Source organism: Stenotrophomonas maltophilia group sp. Smal17, assembly GCF_030237045.1.
Taxonomy (GTDB): Bacteria; Pseudomonadota; Gammaproteobacteria; order Xanthomonadales; family Xanthomonadaceae; genus Stenotrophomonas; species Stenotrophomonas forensis.
Genome location: NZ_JASJSU010000082.1, coordinates 1 through 18298, shown reverse-complemented (window position 1 = coordinate 18298; position 18298 = coordinate 1). Strand labels below are relative to the sequence as shown.

The 18298-nt window shown below is 66.8% G+C and carries 16 protein-coding genes and 1 rRNA gene; 12 read left to right on the top strand and 5 right to left on the bottom strand.

Annotated features, from left to right (window positions below; all coding sequences use genetic code 11):
* A 5S ribosomal RNA gene (gene rrf, locus QRO93_RS17265) occupies positions 1 to 104 on the top strand; the annotation flags it as partial.
* A 286-nt stretch (positions 105 to 390) separates the two neighbouring features.
* Here rrf and QRO93_RS17260 read toward each other — a convergent pair.
* Together QRO93_RS17260 and QRO93_RS17255 are read right to left on the bottom strand one after the other, a co-directional pair.
* Positions 391 to 2100 carry a M28 family metallopeptidase gene (locus QRO93_RS17260; protein WP_180880657.1) on the bottom strand — a complete coding sequence of 570 codons (1710 nt, stop codon included), beginning with the start codon at positions 2098 to 2100 and terminating at the stop codon, positions 391 to 393.
* A gap of 84 nt (positions 2101 to 2184) precedes the next feature.
* Complete coding sequence (locus QRO93_RS17255) at positions 2185 to 2847, bottom strand: hypothetical protein (RefSeq protein WP_180880656.1); 663 nt, start codon at positions 2845 to 2847, stop codon at positions 2185 to 2187.
* 95 nt (positions 2848 to 2942) lie between these two features.
* Here QRO93_RS17255 and QRO93_RS17250 point away from each other — a divergent pair, with 95 nt between their 5' ends.
* Positions 2943 to 4241 (top strand): murein hydrolase activator EnvC, encoded by a 1299-nt coding sequence (locus tag QRO93_RS17250; protein WP_180880655.1) that lies wholly within the window; start codon positions 2943 to 2945, stop codon positions 4239 to 4241.
* Positions 4242 to 4349: 108 nt separating this feature from the next.
* Complete coding sequence (locus QRO93_RS17245; protein ID WP_180880654.1) at positions 4350 to 5810, top strand: S41 family peptidase; 1461 nt, start codon at positions 4350 to 4352, stop codon at positions 5808 to 5810.
* A gap of 81 nt (positions 5811 to 5891) precedes the next feature.
* Here the strand turns inward: QRO93_RS17245 and QRO93_RS17240 are convergent, their stop codons facing one another.
* Positions 5892 to 6584: a rhomboid family intramembrane serine protease gene (locus QRO93_RS17240; protein WP_004153881.1), complete on the bottom strand. Its 693-nt coding sequence runs from the start codon at positions 6582 to 6584 to the stop codon at positions 5892 to 5894.
* A gap of 225 nt (positions 6585 to 6809) precedes the next feature.
* On the opposite strand from QRO93_RS17240, the gene QRO93_RS17235 reads away from it, so the two are divergent.
* The gene (locus QRO93_RS17235; protein WP_285304294.1) at positions 6810 to 8162 is read left to right on the top strand and encodes an outer membrane protein transport protein; all 1353 of its coding nucleotides are present in this window, start codon (positions 6810 to 6812) and stop codon (positions 8160 to 8162) included.
* Positions 8163 to 8269: 107 nt separating this feature from the next.
* Positions 8270 to 8851, top strand: coding sequence for a nicotinamide riboside transporter PnuC (gene pnuC, locus QRO93_RS17230; RefSeq protein WP_164242719.1), 582 nt, complete (start codon positions 8270 to 8272; stop codon positions 8849 to 8851).
* A 56-nt stretch (positions 8852 to 8907) separates the two neighbouring features.
* Here the strand turns inward: pnuC and putA are convergent, their stop codons facing one another.
* Positions 8908 to 12126, bottom strand: coding sequence for a bifunctional proline dehydrogenase/L-glutamate gamma-semialdehyde dehydrogenase PutA (gene putA, locus QRO93_RS17225; RefSeq protein WP_180880653.1), 3219 nt, complete (start codon positions 12124 to 12126; stop codon positions 8908 to 8910).
* Between the two features lie 274 nt (positions 12127 to 12400).
* Here putA and QRO93_RS17220 point away from each other — a divergent pair, with 274 nt between their 5' ends.
* The 6 genes from QRO93_RS17220 to QRO93_RS17195 are packed head-to-tail and all read left to right on the top strand — an operon-like array spanning position 12401 to position 17263.
* Complete coding sequence (locus tag QRO93_RS17220; RefSeq protein WP_004153894.1) at positions 12401 to 12877, top strand: DUF2244 domain-containing protein; 477 nt, start codon at positions 12401 to 12403, stop codon at positions 12875 to 12877.
* Between the two features lie 11 nt (positions 12878 to 12888).
* On the top strand, positions 12889 to 13842 hold the full coding sequence (coxB, locus tag QRO93_RS17215; RefSeq protein WP_180880652.1) for a cytochrome c oxidase subunit II: 954 nt from the start codon (positions 12889 to 12891) through the stop codon (positions 13840 to 13842).
* A gap of 59 nt (positions 13843 to 13901) precedes the next feature.
* A complete protein-coding gene (ctaD, locus tag QRO93_RS17210; protein WP_004153896.1) occupies positions 13902 to 15509 on the top strand; it encodes a cytochrome c oxidase subunit I in 1608 nt (535 codons plus the stop codon).
* An 8-nt stretch (positions 15510 to 15517) separates the two neighbouring features.
* On the top strand, positions 15518 to 15787 hold the full coding sequence (locus QRO93_RS21625; RefSeq protein WP_180880651.1) for a hypothetical protein: 270 nt from the start codon (positions 15518 to 15520) through the stop codon (positions 15785 to 15787).
* Entirely contained in the window at positions 15784 to 16374 is a 591-nt protein-coding gene (locus QRO93_RS17200) for a cytochrome c oxidase assembly protein (RefSeq protein WP_180880649.1), read from the top strand. The genes QRO93_RS21625 and QRO93_RS17200 overlap by 4 nt, the downstream gene beginning before the upstream one ends.
* Positions 16375 to 16387: 13 nt before the next feature.
* A complete protein-coding gene (locus tag QRO93_RS17195) occupies positions 16388 to 17263 on the top strand; it encodes a cytochrome c oxidase subunit 3 (protein ID WP_049457763.1) in 876 nt (291 codons plus the stop codon).
* Between the two features lie 20 nt (positions 17264 to 17283).
* On the opposite strand, the gene QRO93_RS17190 is transcribed toward QRO93_RS17195, so the two are convergent.
* Positions 17284 to 17502 (bottom strand): twin transmembrane helix small protein, encoded by a 219-nt coding sequence (locus QRO93_RS17190; RefSeq protein ID WP_008264755.1) that lies wholly within the window; start codon positions 17500 to 17502, stop codon positions 17284 to 17286.
* A gap of 57 nt (positions 17503 to 17559) precedes the next feature.
* Between QRO93_RS17190 and QRO93_RS17185 the strand changes: the two genes are divergently transcribed.
* The gene (locus QRO93_RS17185) at positions 17560 to 18276 is read left to right on the top strand and encodes an SURF1 family protein (protein ID WP_053448583.1); all 717 of its coding nucleotides are present in this window, start codon (positions 17560 to 17562) and stop codon (positions 18274 to 18276) included.
* Positions 18277 to 18298 lie beyond the last annotated feature (22 nt).

Genomic DNA, 18298 nt, shown 5'->3' with positions numbered 1-18298 from the left:
TAGCGCTGTGGAACCACCCGATCCCATCCCGAACTCGGAAGTGAAACGCAGCTGCGCCGATGGTAGTGTGGCTCAAGCCATGCGAGAGTAGGTCATCGCCAGGGTTTACACCCAAAACCCCGCTGCTTGCGCAGCGGGGTTTTTCTTTGGGCGCAGAAAATGCGGGTGGTGGTGCCCGCTGGCCGGCGGATGAGTTGATGCCCCCGCCGCCGTTTGCCGGCCAGCGGCCGGCACTACCAGTAGATCCACGCCATGCGTGGATGAGGCGCCCGCCGTGTAAAGAGGTGCCAACCAAGGTTGGCACCCACCCATGGTGGAGCGCAAAAAAAAAGCGGCGCCCCGTGGGGCGCCGCTTTGACCTCAACGATACTCAGTCGAGCAAGCTCGACTCTACTTGGCTGCGGCCTTGTCCTTCATCATCGCGTCTCGGGCCGCCTTGAAGGGGTTGCCCTCGTACCAGTTCGGCCAACGATCACCGCCGGCCAGTTCCTTGCCGACGCCGTACATCAACTGCAGGTCTTCGACGGTGCCGTCCAGCTTCCAGGTGGCCGCGTCGAACTCGTCCTTCGGGCCATGGTAGCGGTTGGCACCGTAGTCGGCGGCGGCCTTGCGGCCCGCCTCCACGCCGCCCTCGCGCAGGTCCTCGCCGCCATCGGCATACAGGGCCGGCACGCCGGCCTTGGCGAAGTTGAAGTGGTCCGAACGGAAGTAGAAGCCACTCTGCACCGAGGTCTCACCGTGCAGGGTGCGGTCCTGGGCGGCGGCCAGCGGCTTGAGGATGTCTTCCAGCTCCGAGCTGCCGAAACCGGTCACGGTCACGTCCTTGGCGCGGCCCGCCACCGACATCGCGTCGATGTTGATCACGCCGGCAATCTTGTCCAGCGGGAAGGTCGGGTGCGCGACGTAGTACTTCGAACCGAGCAGGCCCGACTCTTCCAGGGTCACGGCCAGGAACACCACCGAGCGCTCCGGCTTCGGCTGCTGGTGGGCCATCGCTTCGGCCACCTCGAGGATGCCGGCCACGCCGGTCGCGTTGTCGATCGCACCGTTGTAGATGTTGTCGCCGGTCTCACCCTCGTGCTTGCCCAGGTGGTCCCAGTGCGCCATGTACAGCACGGCCTCGTCGGCACGCTTGCTGCCCGGCAGCACGCCCACCACGTTGCGCGACTGCTTCTGCGCGATCCGGCTCTTCAGATCAACCGCCGCGGTGGCCTTCAGCGGCACCGGCTTGAAACCGCGCTTGCTGGCGTCCTTGTAGGCCTGCGCCAGATCCAGGCCGGCACCGGCGAACAACGTCTTGGCGGCCTCCGCGCTCAGCCAGCCCTGCACCGGGATACGGGCTTCCGGATCATCCTTGGCGGGCAGGTCGTACTGCGGGCCGGCCCAGGAGTTCTTCACCACATCCCAGCCATAGGAGGCGCCCGCGGTGTCGTGCACGATCAGCGCGGCGGCGGCGCCCTTGCGTGCGGCCTCTTCGAACTTGTAGGTCCAGCGGCCGTAGTAGGTCATGCGCTTGCCGTCGAACAGCTTGTCGTCATCGACGTGGAAGCCGGGGTCGTTGACGAACATGACAACCGTCTTGCCCTTCCAGTCCTGGCCGGCGTAGTCGTTCCACTTCTGCTCCGGTGCATCGACGCCGTAGCCGACGAACACCAGGTCGCTGGCATCGACCTTCACCTCGGCTTGGCCGGTACGCGTGCCGACCACCATGTCGGTGCCGAACTTCAGCTCGGTGGTCTTGCCGCCCTGGGTGATCTTCAGCACGGTCGATTCGTCGGCCGTGGTTTCGGTCATCGGCACATCCTGGAACCAGCTGTCGCCGTTGCCGGGCTGCAGGCCGATGCGCTGCATCTGGTCGCGGATGTAGTTGACCGTCAGCTCTTCGCCCTTGCTGCCCGGGGCGCGGCCTTCGAACTCATCCGAGGCCAGGGTCTTGACCATCTCGGCAAAGTCGCCGGCATTGATGTCCGGCGAGAACGAATGGGCGGCGGGCTTGGCGGCCGCAGTGTCGGTGGCTGGCGCGGCGGCCGGCGTATCTTCGCCTTTGCAGGCACTGAGCGCGGCCGCGGCGGCCAGGCACAGGAGGAGTTTGCGGGGCATCGTCGATTCCTGGGTAACAAAGGGTGGCCGTACGTTGTGCACGACCGGTTGGGCGAGGATCACCGGACCGAAAGGCGCGGTGGCTCAGTCCGCCGGGGCGGTTTCGGTGTCGAACGGGATCGGCTCGGCGCCGGTGACCGGCCCGATGCGGGCGCTGCGGTGCACGTACAGCACCACCTCGCGTTCGAACTGCAGGGGGCCATTGACCACGGCATTGGGGCCGATGATCACGCGCGGCTTGCGGCTGGCAGTCAGCGAGACGCTGAAATTGGGCTTGCGGACGTGCACACCGCCGTTGACCTGCGAGCCGATCCCCACGGTGATGTCACCGTTGACGGTCTCCACATCCTTGCCGACGCGGCTTTCGACCAGGCCGATGCCACCGTTCACGGTTTCAACGCCGCCTTCGATCTGGCTGCCACGGTCGCTGAAGATGCTGCCGTTGACCGTGCTGACGCTGCCATGCGCAATGACTTCGCGGCCCAGGCGCACGCCGCCGTTGACTGTCTCGATCTTGCCGGTGCGTGCGCGGTCGGCCACTTTCACCCCGCCGTTGACGGTATCGATACTGCTGGTTTCCGCGCCTTCGCCAACGCGGATACCGCCGTTGACCGTATCCAGCTTGCCGTAGCGCTGGCCGGGTTCGGCGCTGATGCTGCCGTTGACCTTGCTGATGTTGCCCTGGGCGCCGGCCGGGCCGGCCGCGAGCAGGACGCCCAACAGCAGCGGAATGGAAAGAGTTTTCATGGGGACCTCGATGGATGTGCGGCTGGCAGGCCGCGTGCGGAGATGTCACCATTCCCCGGTAGCCCCCGCAACTGCCTGAAGTCACTGGAAAGCCCTTGCGCGACAACGCCTTCCCATCACGCCGACATCACATCGCCGCTGCCCGCGGCGGGCGCTGCCTGCTGTTGGCGCTGGCGATCGCGCTGGCCCTGCCACTGCCCGCCGCGGCGCAGACCACCCGTGAGACCGAGCGCAAGCTGCAGAAGCTGCGCACCGAACTGAAAGGCGTGGCGCAGGAGCGTCGTCAAATCGAAGGCCAGCGCGGGCAGGCGTCACAGCAACTGCGCGAGGCCGACGAGAAGGTGGCCCGCAGCGGACGCGCGCTTGCGCAGACCGAGACCGCACTGCGTGAGCAGAGCCGTGCCCTGGCCGAAGCCGAGCAGCGCCGCAGCAGCCTGCAGAACAACCTGGCCCAGCAGCACCGCGAACTGGCCGGCCTGCTGCGCGCGGCCTATCAGCTGGGCAACCACGCACCGCTGAAGCTGCTGCTGTCGCAGGACACCGTGGCCGATGCCAACCGTGCCCTGGCCTATCACCGCTATCTGCAGCGCGAACGCGCGCAGCGCATCACCACGCTGACCGCTGACCTGAAGGAACTGGAAGCCCTGCAAGCGCAGATCGCCGAACGCCAGCAGAAGCTGCAGGGCGCGCAGCGTGACCAGAAGCAGCAGGCGGCCACCCTGGCGGCCGATCGCCGTGATCGGGCGCAGACCGTGGCCTCGCTGGACGAACGCTTCAAGGACCAGCGCGAAAAGGAACAAGCGCTGGGCCAGGATGCAAAGGCGCTGGAAACGCTGCTGGCCAATCTGCGTGCCGCGGCGGCCCGTGCCGAAGCCGAGCGTCGCGCCGCCGCGCGCCGGGCTGCTGCCGAGAAAGCCGCCGCCGAGAAGGCCGCACGCCAGGCCAAGGCGGAAGGCCGCCCGCCACCGCCGACCAAGGTGCCGCCCGCGGTGGCCTCGGCGCCGGCACCGAAGGTGGGCGGACTGGGCTGGCCGTTGTCGGGCAATCTGCTGGCCCGCTACGGCGGCAAGCTGCCCGACGGGCGCACCAGCAGCGGCGTGCTGATCGGCGCGCCGGCCGGCAGCACGGTCACCGCCGTGGCCGATGGCACGGTGGTGTTCTCCGACTGGATGACCGGCTACGGCATGATCCTGATCGTCGACCACGGCAACGGCTACATGAGCCTGTACGCACACAACGACACCCTGCTGAAGGATGCCGGCGCACGGGTCAGCCGCGGCGATGCGGTGGCCAAGGTCGGCAATTCCGGCGGCCAGGGCGTCACCGCGCTTTACTTCGAGCTGCGCCGTGGCGGGCAGCCGGTCAATCCGGACAGCTGGCTGCAGCGGCGCTGAATCCGGCGCCGTCGCGTGACGGGCGGATTCAACGGGAATTTAGCTGTGCTTCGCGCATAATCGGCGCATGTGCCTTGGGCACGATGCCACCGTCGACAGGAGTGATCCATGCGCGCAGCCCGTACCGCCACCCTCTTGCTGGCCCTGTTGCCAGCGCTGTCCTGGGCGCAGCAGACCGCGCCCGCCCCGAGCCAGGAAACCAGTGGGCAGGCAGCGAACAGCGAGGAGGCGGTAACCTCGAAGGTGCCGCTGGAGGAAATCCGCCGTTTCGTGGCCGTGTACAACGCGGTGCGCGCCGCCTACGTGGATCCGGTGGACGACAAGAAGCTGATGCAGTCAGCGGTACGTGGCCTGCTGCTCGACCTCGATCCGCACAGCACCTACTTCAACAAGGAAGACGCGCAGGCCTTCGACGAGCAGGCCAACGGCGCTTACGAGGGTATCGGCGTGGAGCTGCAGCAGCAGCCGGACAACGCCAGCATGAAGGTGATCTCGCCGATCGACGACACGCCGGCAGCCAAGGCCGGCATCCTCGCCGGTGACCTGATCATCGCCATCGACGGCAAGCCGATCAGCGCGATCGACGCCAGCGAGCCGCTGCGCGGCCCGGCCGGCAGCAAGGTGGTGCTGACCATCGTGCGCGAAGGCAAGCCGAAGCCGTTCGACGTCAGCCTCACCCGCCAGACCATCCGCGTGACCAGCGTGCGCAGCCGCCTGCTGGAGCCGGGGTATGGCTACATCCGCCTGAGCACCTTCCAGGCCGATACCGGTTCGGACTTCCAGAAGCACGTGCAGCAGCTGCAGAAGCAGTCCGGTGGCCAGCTCAAGGGCCTGGTGCTGGACCTGCGCAGCAACCCGGGTGGCCTGCTGACCGCCGCGGTGCAGGTGGCCGATGATCTGCTCGACAAGGGCAACATCGTCAGCACCCGCGGCCGCATCAGCATCAGCGACGCACGGTTCGACGCGACCCCCGGCGACCTGCTGAAGGGCGCACCGGTGGTGGTGCTGGCCGATGCCGGTTCGGCCAGTGCCTCGGAAGTGCTGGCCGGCGCGCTGCGCGACAACAAGCGCGCCCGCGTGGTCGGCAGCCGCACCTTCGGCAAGGGTTCGGTGCAGACCGTGCTGCCGCTGGACAACGGGGATTCGGTGAAGCTGACCACCGCGCGCTATTACACGCCCAGCGGCAAGTCGATCCAGGCCACCGGCATCGTGCCGGACGTTGAATTGAAACCCGCTGCCACGCCGGCCGAGGATGCACTGCCGGCCAGCCTCAGCGACTACAGCGAAGCGACCCTGCCGGGCCATCTGCGCGGCGACGATGAAGGCACCGAGGGCTACCACGCCGGTGCCGTGCTGCCGGGCGATGGCCCGATCAACGATGCGCTGGCCGAACTCAAGAACCCGGGTTCGGTGGCGGCACGCTTGAAGGCCGAAGCCGCCAAGGCGGAGGCGGCCAAGGCCGCGAAGGCCGCTGCGGCGAAGCCCGAAGCGAAGCCGGAGCAGAAAGTCGAACCGAAGGCGGACAGCACGCTGGAAGCCAAGCCCGCGCCGGTCCCGGCCAAGCCTTGATTCTGTAGAGTCGAGCCATGCTCGACTGATCTACGAGCGGGTGAGCGTGGAGCCGGCCAGCGGCCGGCACTACCCGGTAGGTCAGAATCCGTGGCGCTTGCGCAGCCGGCGCGCGATGGCCGCGCGCACGTAGACCCCGTACAGCAGGCCGAACACGAAGCCGCCGATGTGCGCCCACCAGGCCACCATGCCGAAGCTGGGGCCGATGTGCGCGAACACCACCTGCAGTGCGGCCCACACGCCGATCAGCAGGTAGGCCGGGGCGCGCACGAACTCCAGGAACAGGCCGAGCGGGATCACCACGCCCAGGCGGGCGCCGGGGAACAGGGCCAGGTAGGCGCCGATCAGCGCCGAGACCGCGCCGCTGGCGCCGATGATGATCTGGTCCGGGCTGCCCATGGTGTAGATCGCCACCAGGTTGGACACCGCGCCGCCGACCAGGAACAGCAGCAGCAACCGCCACGGCCCCAGCACGCGCTCGGCGGGCAGGCCGAAGATCAGCAGGAACACCAGGTTGCCCAGCAGGTGTGACCAGTCCGCGTGCAGGAACAGGGCGGTGAACAGGCGCAGCACGCTGCCGTCCTGCAGGGTCGCCCACCAGTCCAGCGGGTGGGTCAGGCCGGTGGACAGGGCGCCCCAGTCCAGCCAGAGGCTGCCGCGGGCATCGTCCGGGCGCGAGATCGACCACAGGAACGCCAGCCACAATGCCGCAAACAGCACGGGCGTGGCCCAGCGCAGGGCCGCCTTCTTGCGCGACGGGAGGGAGACGAACATGGCATTAGCCTAGCGTGCGGGCGCTTGTGGCGGGGATGGTCCTGTTCAGCTTTTGAGACGAAAAAACCGCCGGCGCTGTTATTGTTTCATTAACAGCTCTGGGTAATACTCGCATACGGCGTCGTATGTCGGGAGGGGAATCCGGCGCGCTCCGAAGGGCCCCAGGGCCGGCCGGGCGCAGGCGCACTCAGAGCACCATCACCGCTTACCGGAGAGAGAACTACGATGCAAACCGCTTCCACCATTGCCCGTTTGACCCTGCTGGCCGTCGGCGTTGCCGGTGCGCTGGCCGCCGCCGATGCCAACGCCGCCGCCTTCCAGTTGAAGGAAAACAGTGCCAAGGGCCTCGGCCGTGCGTTCGCCGGCTCCGGCAGCGCCGAGGGCGACGCCTCCATCATCGCCGTCAACCCGGCCGGCATGCGTCAGCTGGACGGCACCCTGATCCAGGGTGACCTGAGCGCCATCAGCTTCAAGGCCGAGTTCAAGGGCCAGGGTCGCAAGCCGACCGGCGCCGCGCAGACCGGCGGTGACGGCGGCGACGCTGGCATGATCGCCCCGGTTCCGGCCGCGTACTTCCACATGCCGATCGGCGAGAAGGCCCACTTCGGTGTGTCGCTGACTGCTCCGTTTGGTTTCAAGACCGAGTACGACAATGGTTGGGTGGGTCGCTACAGCGGCCTGAAGACCGACCTGAAGGCCATCGATCTTGGCTTTGCCGCATCCTATGACGTCAACCCGTACGTCTCGTTCGGCGCGTCGGTGTTCGTTGAACACCTGACCATCGAGCTCAGCAACAACATCGACTTCGGTACTGCGTTGGCCCAGGCCCGCGTGCCGGGCTACGCCCCGGGCAGCGCCGATGGCAAGCTGACCGTTGAAGGTGACAACAATGCCGTGGGCTGGACGGTCGGTGGCCTGTTCTCGATCGATGAGAACACCCACATCGGCCTGAGCTATCGCTCCAAGGTCACGCACAAGATCACCGGCGGCGATGCCACCTTCCTGATGCCGAATGACAATGGCCGCACTGCGACCATCCTGGGTCAGACCCAGCCGGGCCAGTTCGTCAGCACCAGTGGCAAGGCAACCGTGAAGCTGCCGGCGTCGGCGACCCTGAGCGTGACGCACAAGGTCAACGATCGCTGGACCGTGATGGGTGACGTCACCCGCACCGCTTGGTCGACCGCATTCGACTCCTTCACCATCGACTATGCTTCGGCCCAGAAGGACTCTGTGCTGGACTTCGGCTATCGCGATACCACCTTCGTGTCGCTGGGTGCGGACTACAAGCTGAGCGATACCGTCACCCTGCGCGGTGGTGTCGCGCTGGACCAGACCCCGACCACCGACGCTCATCGTGACGTCCGCGTGCCGGATACCAGCCGCAAGTGGCTGTCGCTGGGCGTGGGCTGGACCCCGTCGGCGAACACCGAATACAACTTCGGCTACACCCACCTGTTCACCAGCGACCCGAACGTGAACATCCAGCCGACCACCAACAATCAGGGCAACTCGCTGGCTGGCAAGTACAAGGTCCGTGGCGACGTGCTGGCTGCTTCGTTCCAGTACAAGTTCTGATCCAGGCGTTCGCCTGAAGCAGGACACGGAGGGCCCCGCGCAAGCGGGGCCTTTCCTTTTTCATGGCGTGGCCTCCCTGCAGGGCGCGGATCCATGACAATAGGGCGATGAACCTGTCCGACCCGAACTTCCAGCTGGAGCTGGCTGCCAACATCGCCGTCGCCGGCTCGATCCTGCTGGCCGGCCGCAACAACGTGCACACCTGGTGGCTGGGCATCGTCGGCTGTGCACTGTTCGCAGCGGTGTTCGAACGCTCGCATCTGTACGCGGACATGGTGCTGCAGTTCTTCTTCATCGCCATCAGCGTGCTGGGCTGGTGGCAGTGGCTGCGTGGCGACCATGGTTCGCCGCTGCCGATCACCGCGCTGCGCCCGCGTGCGTGGGCCTGGCTGGCGCCGTTGGCGGTGGTGGCCACCTTCGGTTATGGCTGGATGTTGACCCGCCTGACCAACGCCTACGCGCCGTACATCGATTCGGCGGTGCTGGTGCTGAGCGTGATCGCGCAGATCCTGATGATGCGGCGCAAGCTGGAATCGTGGTGGGTGTGGCTGCTGGTGAACACCGTGGCGGTGCCGCTGTACTACAGCCGTGGCCTGCACCTGACCTCGATCCTGTATGTCGGCTTCTGGATCAACGCGCTGGTGGCGCTGCGCCATTGGCGCAACCTGATGCGCGTCGAAGCACGTTGAGCAACAAAAAACCCCGCTTTCGCGGGGTTTTTCGTTTTACTGCATCAACCGGGCGATCAGTCGCCCAGGGTCAGCAGCGAGGCGTTGCCGCCCGCGGCGGTGGTGTTCACCGTCACCGTCTTCTCGGTGGCGAAGCGCAGCAGGTAGTGCGGGCCACCGGCCTTCGGGCCGGTGCCGGACAGGCCCTGGCCGCCGAACGGCTGCACGCCGACCACCGCACCGATCTGGTTGCGGTTGACGTAGACGTTGCCGACGTGGACACCGTTGCTGATGCGATCAACGGTTTCGTCGATGCGCGAATGCACGCCCAGGGTCAGGCCGTAGCCGGTGGCGTTGATCTGGTCGATCACCGCGTCGAGCTGGTCGCCCTTCCAGCGGATCACGTGCAGCACCGGCCCGAAGATTTCCTTGTGCAGCTGGCCCAGGTCCTTCAGCTCATACGCGCGCGGTGCGAAGAAGGTGCCGTTGGCGGCTTCTGCGGACAGCTCGGCGGCGGCGATCAGGCGTGCTTCCCGGTCCATGCGCACGGCGTGGTCCTGCAGGATCTTCAGTGCATCGGCGTCGATCACCGGGCCGACGTCGGTGGACAGCAGGCCCGGGTTGCCGACCTTCAGTTCCTTCATCGCACCGGCCAGCATGGTCATCACCTTGTCGGCGATGTCGTCCTGCACGAACAGCACGCGCGCGGCCGAGCAACGCTGGCCGGCGGAGGTGAAGGCCGAACCGATGGCGTCCTTGACCAGCTGTTCCGGCAGCGCCGAGGAGTCGGCGATGAAGGCGTTCTGGCCACCGGTCTCGGCGATCAGCACGCCGATGGCGGCGTCACGGGCGGCCATCGCGCGGTTGATCGCACGGGCGGTGTCGGTGGAGCCGGTGAAGGCCACGCCGGCCACGCGCGGGTCGGCGGTCAGCGCGGCACCGACGGTGGCACCGTCGCCCGGCAGGAACTGCACCACCTCGGCCGGCACGCCGGCGTCGTGCAGCAGCTTCACTGCGTAGTAGCCGATCAGGTTGGTCTGTTCGGCCGGCTTGGCGATGACGCTGTTGCCGGCGGCCAGAGCGGCAGCGACCTGGCCCAGGAAGATCGCCAGCGGGAAGTTCCACGGGCTGATGCAGACGAACACGCCGCGGCCGTGCAGCTGCAGCTCGTTGGATTCACCGGTCGGGCTCGGCAGCTTCTCGGCGTGGCTGAACTGCTCGCGTGCCTGCTTGGCGTAGTAGCGCAGGAAATCCACGGCTTCGCGCACTTCGGCGATGCTGTCGGGCAGGCTCTTGCCGGCCTCCTTCACGCACAGCGCCATGAACTCCGGCATGCGCGCTTCCAGCTGGTCGGCGGCGTGCTCGAGGATGGCGGCGCGGCTGGCGGCCGGGGTGCGGTTCCAGGCCGGCTGCGCGGCCACGGCGTTGGCGAGGGCCTTCTGCACGGTGGCGGCATCGGCGGCCAGCCACTGGCCGACCACTTCACGGGTGTCGGCCGGGTTGGTCACCGGCAGCGCGGCGCCGGCCGGGTTCGCACCCGGCACCAGCGGGGCAGCCTGCCAGGGCTTCACGGCCGCGTTGATCTGCTCGGCCAGGGCGCGCAGTTCGTTGTCGTTGGCGAGGTTGGCGCCCATGGAGTTCTTCCTGTCGTGGTTCTGGCTGCGCAGCAGGTCAACCGGCAGCGGGATCTTCGGGTGGGGGATCGAGGCGAACGAGGCGACCATCTCGACCGGATCGCGGATCAGGTCGGCGATCGGCACGCGTTCGTCAGTGATGCGGTTGACGAAGCTGGAGTTGGCGCCGTTTTCCAGCAGGCGGCGCACCAGGTACGGCAGCAGGTCTTCATGCGAACCGACCGGCGCATACACGCGGCAGGGAAGGCCGAGGCGGTCGGCCGGTACCACTTCGGCGTACAGGTCGTCGCCCATGCCGTGCAGCTTCTGGTGCTCGTACACGCCACCGTTGGCGATGCTGCGCACCGCGGCGATGGTGTGCGCGTTGTGCGTGGCGAACATCGGGTAGATCGCGTCGGCATGGGTGAACAGGCGCTTGGCGCAGGCCAGGTAGGACACGTCGGTGTTCTGCTTGCGGGTGAACACCGGGTAGCCCGGGTAGCCTTCGATCTGCGCGCGCTTGATCTCGGCATCCCAGTAGGCGCCCTTGACCAGGCGCACCTGCAGGCGACGACCGGCGCGGCGCGCCATGTCGGCCAGGTGGTCGATCGTGTACGGCGTGCGCTTCTGGTAGGCCTGCACGACCACGCCGAAGCCATCCCAGCCGGCCAGCGAGGCATCGCTGAACACCTGTTCGATGATGTCCAGCGACAGTTCCAGGCGGTCGGATTCTTCGGCGTCGACGGTGCAGCCGATGCCGTAGCTCTTGGCCAGCTGCGCCAGTTCCAGCACGCCCGGCACCAGGTCCTTCAGCACGCGCTCGCGCTTGGCGTGCTCGTAGCGCGGGTACAGCGCCGACAGCTTGATCGAGATGCCCGGGGCGTTGTTGACGTCACCATCCGGACGGCCGCCGCGTGCCTTGTGATCGCCGCCGATGGCGTGGATCGCACGACGGTAGTCTTCCAGGTAGCGCAGCGCGTCCTTCATGGTCAGCGCGCCTTCGCCCAGCATGTCGAAGGAGTAGCGGTAGTCTGCGTTGTCACCCTTGTGCGAACGCGACAGCGCTTCGCTGATCGTGCGGCCCATGACGAACTGGTGGCCCATGATCTTCATCGCCTGGCGCACGGCCAGGCGCACCACCGGCTCACCGACGCGGCCGACCAGGCGCTTGAACGCGCTGGGCGCATCGGCGCGGGTGGCGTCGTTCATCTGCACCAGCTTGCCGGTCAGCATCAGGCCCCAGGTGGAGGCATTGACCAGCACCGAGTCGCTGCCGCCCAGGTGCTTTTCCCAGTCGGCGTCGGCCAGCTTGTCGCGGATCAGCTTGTCGGCGGTGTCCTGGTCCGGAATGCGCAGCAGCGCTTCGGCCACGCACATCAGCAGCACGCCCTCCTCGCTGCCCAGGTCGTACTGGCGCATGAAGGCTTCGATCGCGCCCTGGTCCTTGGCGCGCACGCGGACGCGGCCGACCAGGTCGGCGGCCAGCGCCTGCACCCTGGCCTGCTCCTCGGCGGGCAGGCGGGCCTGCGCCAGAAGATCGCGGACGTGGCTGGCCTCGTCCTTCAACCAGGCATCGGTGATGGCCTGGCGGAACGGGTTGGTGGACGCCGGCAGTTCCGGCGACAGCAGCGCGCCGGGACGCGGGGCGTCGCTGGCGGCAGGGGAGGAGGAGGGTGCGTTCATGCCGGTCCGGCCAGTGGAAAACTTGGCGATTTTAATCATTTTTCGGGGTTCCGGAAGTGCCCCGCAGCTCCCTTCGTGAAGTGCTGATAGCCCCTAGCTGCGGTGGATTCAGCGTGTTCAGCAGGCTCGGCAATATTTGTGCTGAATTCGTCATTCGGGCCGCCGACCTCATGCTGTGTTGCAGCATGGGAAAAAGTGTGAATGCACCCTTGCTACCGGCGAGAGGGCGGGGCTACCATCGAGACGTTTCCCGCGGCAGGAACGCGGTTGCGACATGATCGAGGTGCTTCCAGCTCCGGATGGGTCAGGTACGCAGCTGCGGCTGCGTCCCCCACGGGCGCTCGATGCCCGGCAGTTCGTCCTGTTGTTCACCGTGTTGTCGGGTGCGATGTGGCTGGTGTCCGCCCTCGGGTGGTTGGCCGGCAATGCATTCGCCCCCCTGTTCGCGCTGCTGTACAGCCTGGTGCTGGCGGCGGCGCTGCGTGCCTTGTGGCGCAGCGGAGAACGGCAGGAGGAGATCCGGGTAGTGCCGGCGTACGTGGAGGTCATCCCCGTACCCGGTGGATCGCCGGTGTTCCGGGCCCACCCCCACTGGGTGCGCCTGCTCACCGACGATGAGAGGGTCCGGCTGGCATCCAGCGGCCGGCAGGTGGAGGTGGGGAGTTTCCTCGCGCCGGCCGAACGTCAGACGCTTGCAGAGACACTTGAAAGCTTGCTCGCCGCCAGCGATGGCGGCAACCGACGACGCTAAGGGTCTAGGCAATGAAGCAAAGCAGCAGGTGGGGCACGAAGTGCGTTGCAGCGGTCGCCGCCACGGTGGCCGGGGGACTGGTTCCGGCATTGGCATGGGCCCAGGCGGCCGATCCCAAGCCGTGGCAGCTGAACATGGGCAAGGGGGTGACCCAGACCTCGCGCCTGGCCTGGGAGTCGAACAACCTGTCGTTGATCATCTGCACGGTGATCGGCGTCATCGTGTTCGGTGCGATGGCCTACGCCATCTTCAAGTTCCGCAAATCCAAGGGCGCGGTGGCCGCCACCTTCAGCCACAACACCAAGGCCGAGGTGATCTGGACGGTGATCCCGGTGATCATCCTGATCGTGATGGCATGGCCGGCCACGGCCAACCTGATCAAGATGTACGACACCCGCGATGCCGAGATGACGGTGAAGGTCACCGGCTACCAGTGGATGTGGAAGTACGAATACCTCGGCGAGAACGTCACCTTCACCAGCCGCCTGGACCGTGAGTCCGACCGCGTGCGGCAGAGCGGCATCGTGCCGACCCGCGAGAGCCATCCGCATTACCTGCTGGACGTGGACAACCGGCTGGTGCTGCCGGTGGATACCAAGGTGCGCTTCGTCATCACCTCCGATGACGTGATCCATGCCTGGTGGGTGCCGGCGCTGGGCTGGAAGCAGGACGCCATCCCCGGCTTCATCAACGAGGCCTGGACCAGCATCGAGCAGCCCGGCGTGTACCGCGGCCAGTGCGCCGAGCTGTGCGGCAAGGACCATGGCTTCATGCCGATCGTGGTCGAGGCGGTGTCCAAGGAAGACTTCAAGCAGTGGCTGGCGCAGCGCAAGCCGGCGCCACCGGCCGCGCCTGCAACGCCTGCGGCACCGGCAGAACCCGCGGCGCCGGCCGGTGAGGCGCCTGCCGCCCCCGCTGCGGCGGACGCCGCCAGCGCCCCTGCCACCGCAGCCAGCGGCGCGTGATGTAAAGCCCGCGGCCGCCTGCGGCTGCGGTGACAACCGATTCTGAGAGGTGTTTTGCAATGGCGCACTCGGCAGTTGGGCACGACGATCACCATCACCAGCAGAGTTTCTTCGAGCGTTGGTTCTTCTCGACCAACCACAAGGACATCGGCACGCTGTACCTGGGTTTCAGCTTCATCATGTTCATCATCGGTGCGGCGATGAGCGTGGTGATCCGCGCCGAGCTGGCGCAGCCGGGCCTGCAGTTCGTCAAGCCCGAGTTCTTCAACCAGATGACCACCGTGCATGCGCTGGTGATGATCTTCGGTGGCGTGATGCCGGCCTTCGTCGGCCTGGCCAACTGGATGATCCCGCTGCAGATCGGCGCGCCGGACATGGCGCTGCCGCGCATGAACAACTGGTCGTTCTGGCTGCTGCCGGTGGCCTTCAGCCTGTTGCTGCTGACCCTGTTCCTGCCCGGTGGTGCGCCGGCCGGTGGCTGGACGCTGTACCCGCCGCTGTCGCTGCAGGGTGGCTACAACGTGGCCTTCAGCGTGTTCGCGATCCACGTGGCCGGCATCAGTTCGATCATGGGCGCGATCAACATCATCGCCACCGTGCTGAACATGCGCGCGCCGGGCATCGACCTCCTGAAGATGCCGATCTTCTGCTGGGCCTGGCTGATCACCGCGTTCCTGCTGATCGCGGTGATGCCGGTGCTGGCCGGCGCGGTGACCATGCTGCTGACCGACAAGTTCTTCGGTACCAGCTTTTTCAATGCCGCCGGTGGCGGTGACCCGGTGATGTACCAGCACATCTTCTGGTTCTTCGGGCACCCCGAGGTCTACATCATGATCCTGCCCGCCTTCGGCGTGGTCAGCGAGATCATCCCGACCTTCAGCCGCAAGCCGCTGTTCGGCTACCAGGCGATGGTGTACGCCACCGCCGCGATCGCGTTCCTGTCGTTCATCGTCTGGGCCCACCACATGTTCACCGTGGGCATGCCGCTGGGCGGCGAGATCTACTTCATGTTCGCCACCATGCTGATCTCGATCCCGACCGGCGTGAAGGTGTTCAACTGGGTCAGCACCATGTGGCGTGGCTCGCTGACGTTCGAGGCGCCGATGCTGTGGTCGGTGGCCTTCGTCATCCTGTTCACCATCGGTGGTTTCTCCGGCCTGATGCTGGCCATCGTGGCGGCCGACTTCCAGTACCACGACACCTACTTCGTGGTGGCGCACTTCCACTACGTGCTGGTAACCGGCGCGGTGTTCGCGCTGATCGCCGCGGTGTACTACTGGTGGCCGAAGTGGACCGGGCGCATGTACAGCGAGAAGTGGGCCAAGGTGCACTTCTGGTGGTCGATCGTGTTCGTCAACCTGCTGTTCTTCCCGCAGCACTTCCTCGGCCTGGCAGGCATGCCGCGCCGTATTCCCGACTACAGCGTGGCCTTCGCCGACTGGAACCTGATCAGCTCGATCGGTGCGTTCGGCATGTTCGTTACCCCGTTCATGATGGCGGCGATCCTGCTGTCCTCGCTGCGCAACGGTGAAAAGGCCGAGGCGCGCAGCTGGGAAGGCGCGCGTGGCCTGGAATGGACGCTGCCGTCGCCGGCACCGGCGCACACCTTCACCACACCGCCGACCATCCGCCCGGGCGACCTGGCGCATGACGACATCACGCATTGAGGTGGGGCATGCATAACGAGAGCCCGCTCCCGATCGGTAGAGTCGAGCAAGGCTCGGCTGATGCCTTGGGTAGAGTCGAGCCATGCTCGACTGACGAAAAGCAGCCGAGCATGGCTCGGCTCTACAACAGCGAAGAGCAGCCGACCAGCGGTCGGCTCTACCAGAGCGGGAGCGTCGAGCAGCAGCGCCAGCGTGCCAAGCGTACCGCTGCCTGGGTCGGCGCCATCGCCGTGATGGTCTACGTCGGCTTCATCCTCAGTGGGGTGATCGGCCGATGAGCGACGCACCGGCCAGCACCCCGTCACGCAGCGCCGGGCTGCCGCGCCTGATCGGCGTGGCGGTAGCGGTGTTCCTGCTGACGTTCTCGCTGGTGCCGCTGTACCGCATCGCCTGCGAGAAGGTGTTCGGCGTGCGCCTGGAGCGTGGCCCCGGCAGCGAGGCCAGCGCGGGCGCGGTGGCCGGCAGGCGTACTGTGCGCGTCGAGTTCGATGGCGGCGTCAATTCGCGCCTGCCATGGTCGTTCCATCCCGAGCAGCTGACCATGGACGTGGTGCCCGGCGAGCTCAACGAAGCGCTGTACTTCGCCCGCAACGACAGCCCGCAGGCGGTGGTGGGCAGTGCCGTGCCTTCGGTGGCACCGGCACGCGCGTCGGGATTCTTCAGCAAGACCGAGTGCTTCTGCTTCACCGCGCAGACGCTGCAGGCCGGCGAGAAGCGCGACATGCCGGTACGTTTCATCGTCGATCCGGACCTGCCGCCGGAGATCAGGACGATCACCTTGTCCTACACCTTCTACCGCAACGACGCGTTGTCCGATCGGCTGGCCCCGGCCGCCACTTCGGAAGGCGCGCACGCCGCACCCTGACCCGGATACCGACATGGCCCAGACACCGACCGACGCCAACGTGTACTTCGTCCCGGCCCAGAGCAAATGGCCGTTCGTGGGCTCCATCGCGATGATGGTGACCATGGTCGGCGTGGCCAGCTGGCTCAACGATGCCAGCTGGGGACGCTGGACGTTCTACATCGGCATCGCGATGCTGGTGCTGACCCTGTTCTGGTGGTTCAGCGACGTGGTGCGCGAATCGCAGGCCGGCAACTACAACCGCCAGGTCGACGGCTCGTTCCGGATGGGCATGGTCTGGTTCATCTTCTCCGAAGTGATGTTCTTCGGCGCCTTCTTCGGCGCGCTGTTCTACACCCGCAATCTCGGCCTGTCGTGGCTGAGCGGCGAAGGCCGCGGGGTGATGACCAACGAGCTGCTCTGGCAGGGCTATTCCGCTGGATGGCCGACCAATGGTCCTGCGGCGATCGGTGGTGCGTTCCAGACCATCCCGGCCTGGGGCCTGCCGCTGATCAACACGCTGATCCTGCTCACTTCCGGCGTGACCCTGACCATCGCCCATCACGCACTGAAGGCCGGCAACCGCCGCCAGCTGCTGATCTGGCTGGGCCTGACCGTTGTGCTCGGTCTCGGCTTCCTGACCCTGCAGGCAGAGGAATACATCCACGCCTACAAGGAACTGAACCTGACGCTGGGCTCGGGCATCTACGGGTCGACGTTCTTCATGCTGACCGGCTTCCACGGCGCGCACGTGCTGCTGGGCACGATCATGCTGATCGTGATGTGGCTGCGTTCGGCCAAGGGCCACTTCACCCGCGACAACCATTTCGGTTTCGAAGCCGCCGCGTGGTACTGGCACTTCGTCGATGTGGTGTGGCTGATGCTGTTCCTGTTCGTCTACGTGCTCTGACCGCGCGCGGATCGGTGGGGTCAGCCACCGATGCCGTGCGGTTTGATCCAGCCCATGTAGATGCTCACGATCACCAGTACGATCAAGGCCACCGACACCGCGATGCGGCGGGTCAGTGCGTTGACCGTGCGCTTGGTCTGGCCGCGGTCGACCAGCAGGTAATACAGGCCGGCGCCCAGATTCCAGACGATGACGATCAGAAACGCGATTACCAGCAGGGTCTTCAGCGAATCACTCATGCGCGGCTCGAGGGCAGGGTGGATGCGCCTATCTGACCGCGTTTGCGCGGACTTGTCATGATGCGCCAGCACACGCGCGTGATCGGATGGCTGCTGGCGGTGCTGGCGATGGCCGGTTTCAGCGCATTGGGACTGTGGCAGCTGCAGCGCATGCATGCCAAACAGGCAATGTTGGATGCGCAGGGTCCAGCAGTGGCACAGGCGTTGCCATTGGCGCAGGCACTCGCGGCGCCCGGTGCGCTGCACGGCGTGGCCGACCACGGCCGCTTCCTGCCCGGCGTGGTGCTGCTGGACAACCAGACCCGGCATGGCCGCGCCGGAGTGAAGATCTATCGCCCGTTCCGCAGTGACGACGGCAGTGTGCTGCTGGTGGATCTCGGTTGGCGCGCGTTGCCACCGGATCGCAGCTTGCCGGATCTGCCTGCACCGCCTTCGCCGGTAGCCGTGCGTGGCTTGCTGGCGCCGCCGCCGTCGGCGGGGTTGGCGTTGGGGCCGGCGTTCTCCGCGACGGGTGAGGCCGGGCGCTGGCTGGCCAGCCGGCTGCCCGCCGAAGGCCTGGCCCGCGCGCTGGGGCTGCAGGCGCTACCCGACCGCGTGCTGCGCCTGGACCCGGCGCTGCCATTCGGCGATGAGCGCGACCTGGACCTGCTGCCGAACACGCTGCCGCCGCAGCGCCACCTGGGCTACGCCGTGCAGTGGTTCGGGCTGGCCCTGACCGTGCTGGTGGTCGCGCTGGTGCTGGAGCGGCGCAGGAGACGCCCCATCGCCCGGTAGTGCCGGGCGCTGGCCGGCATCC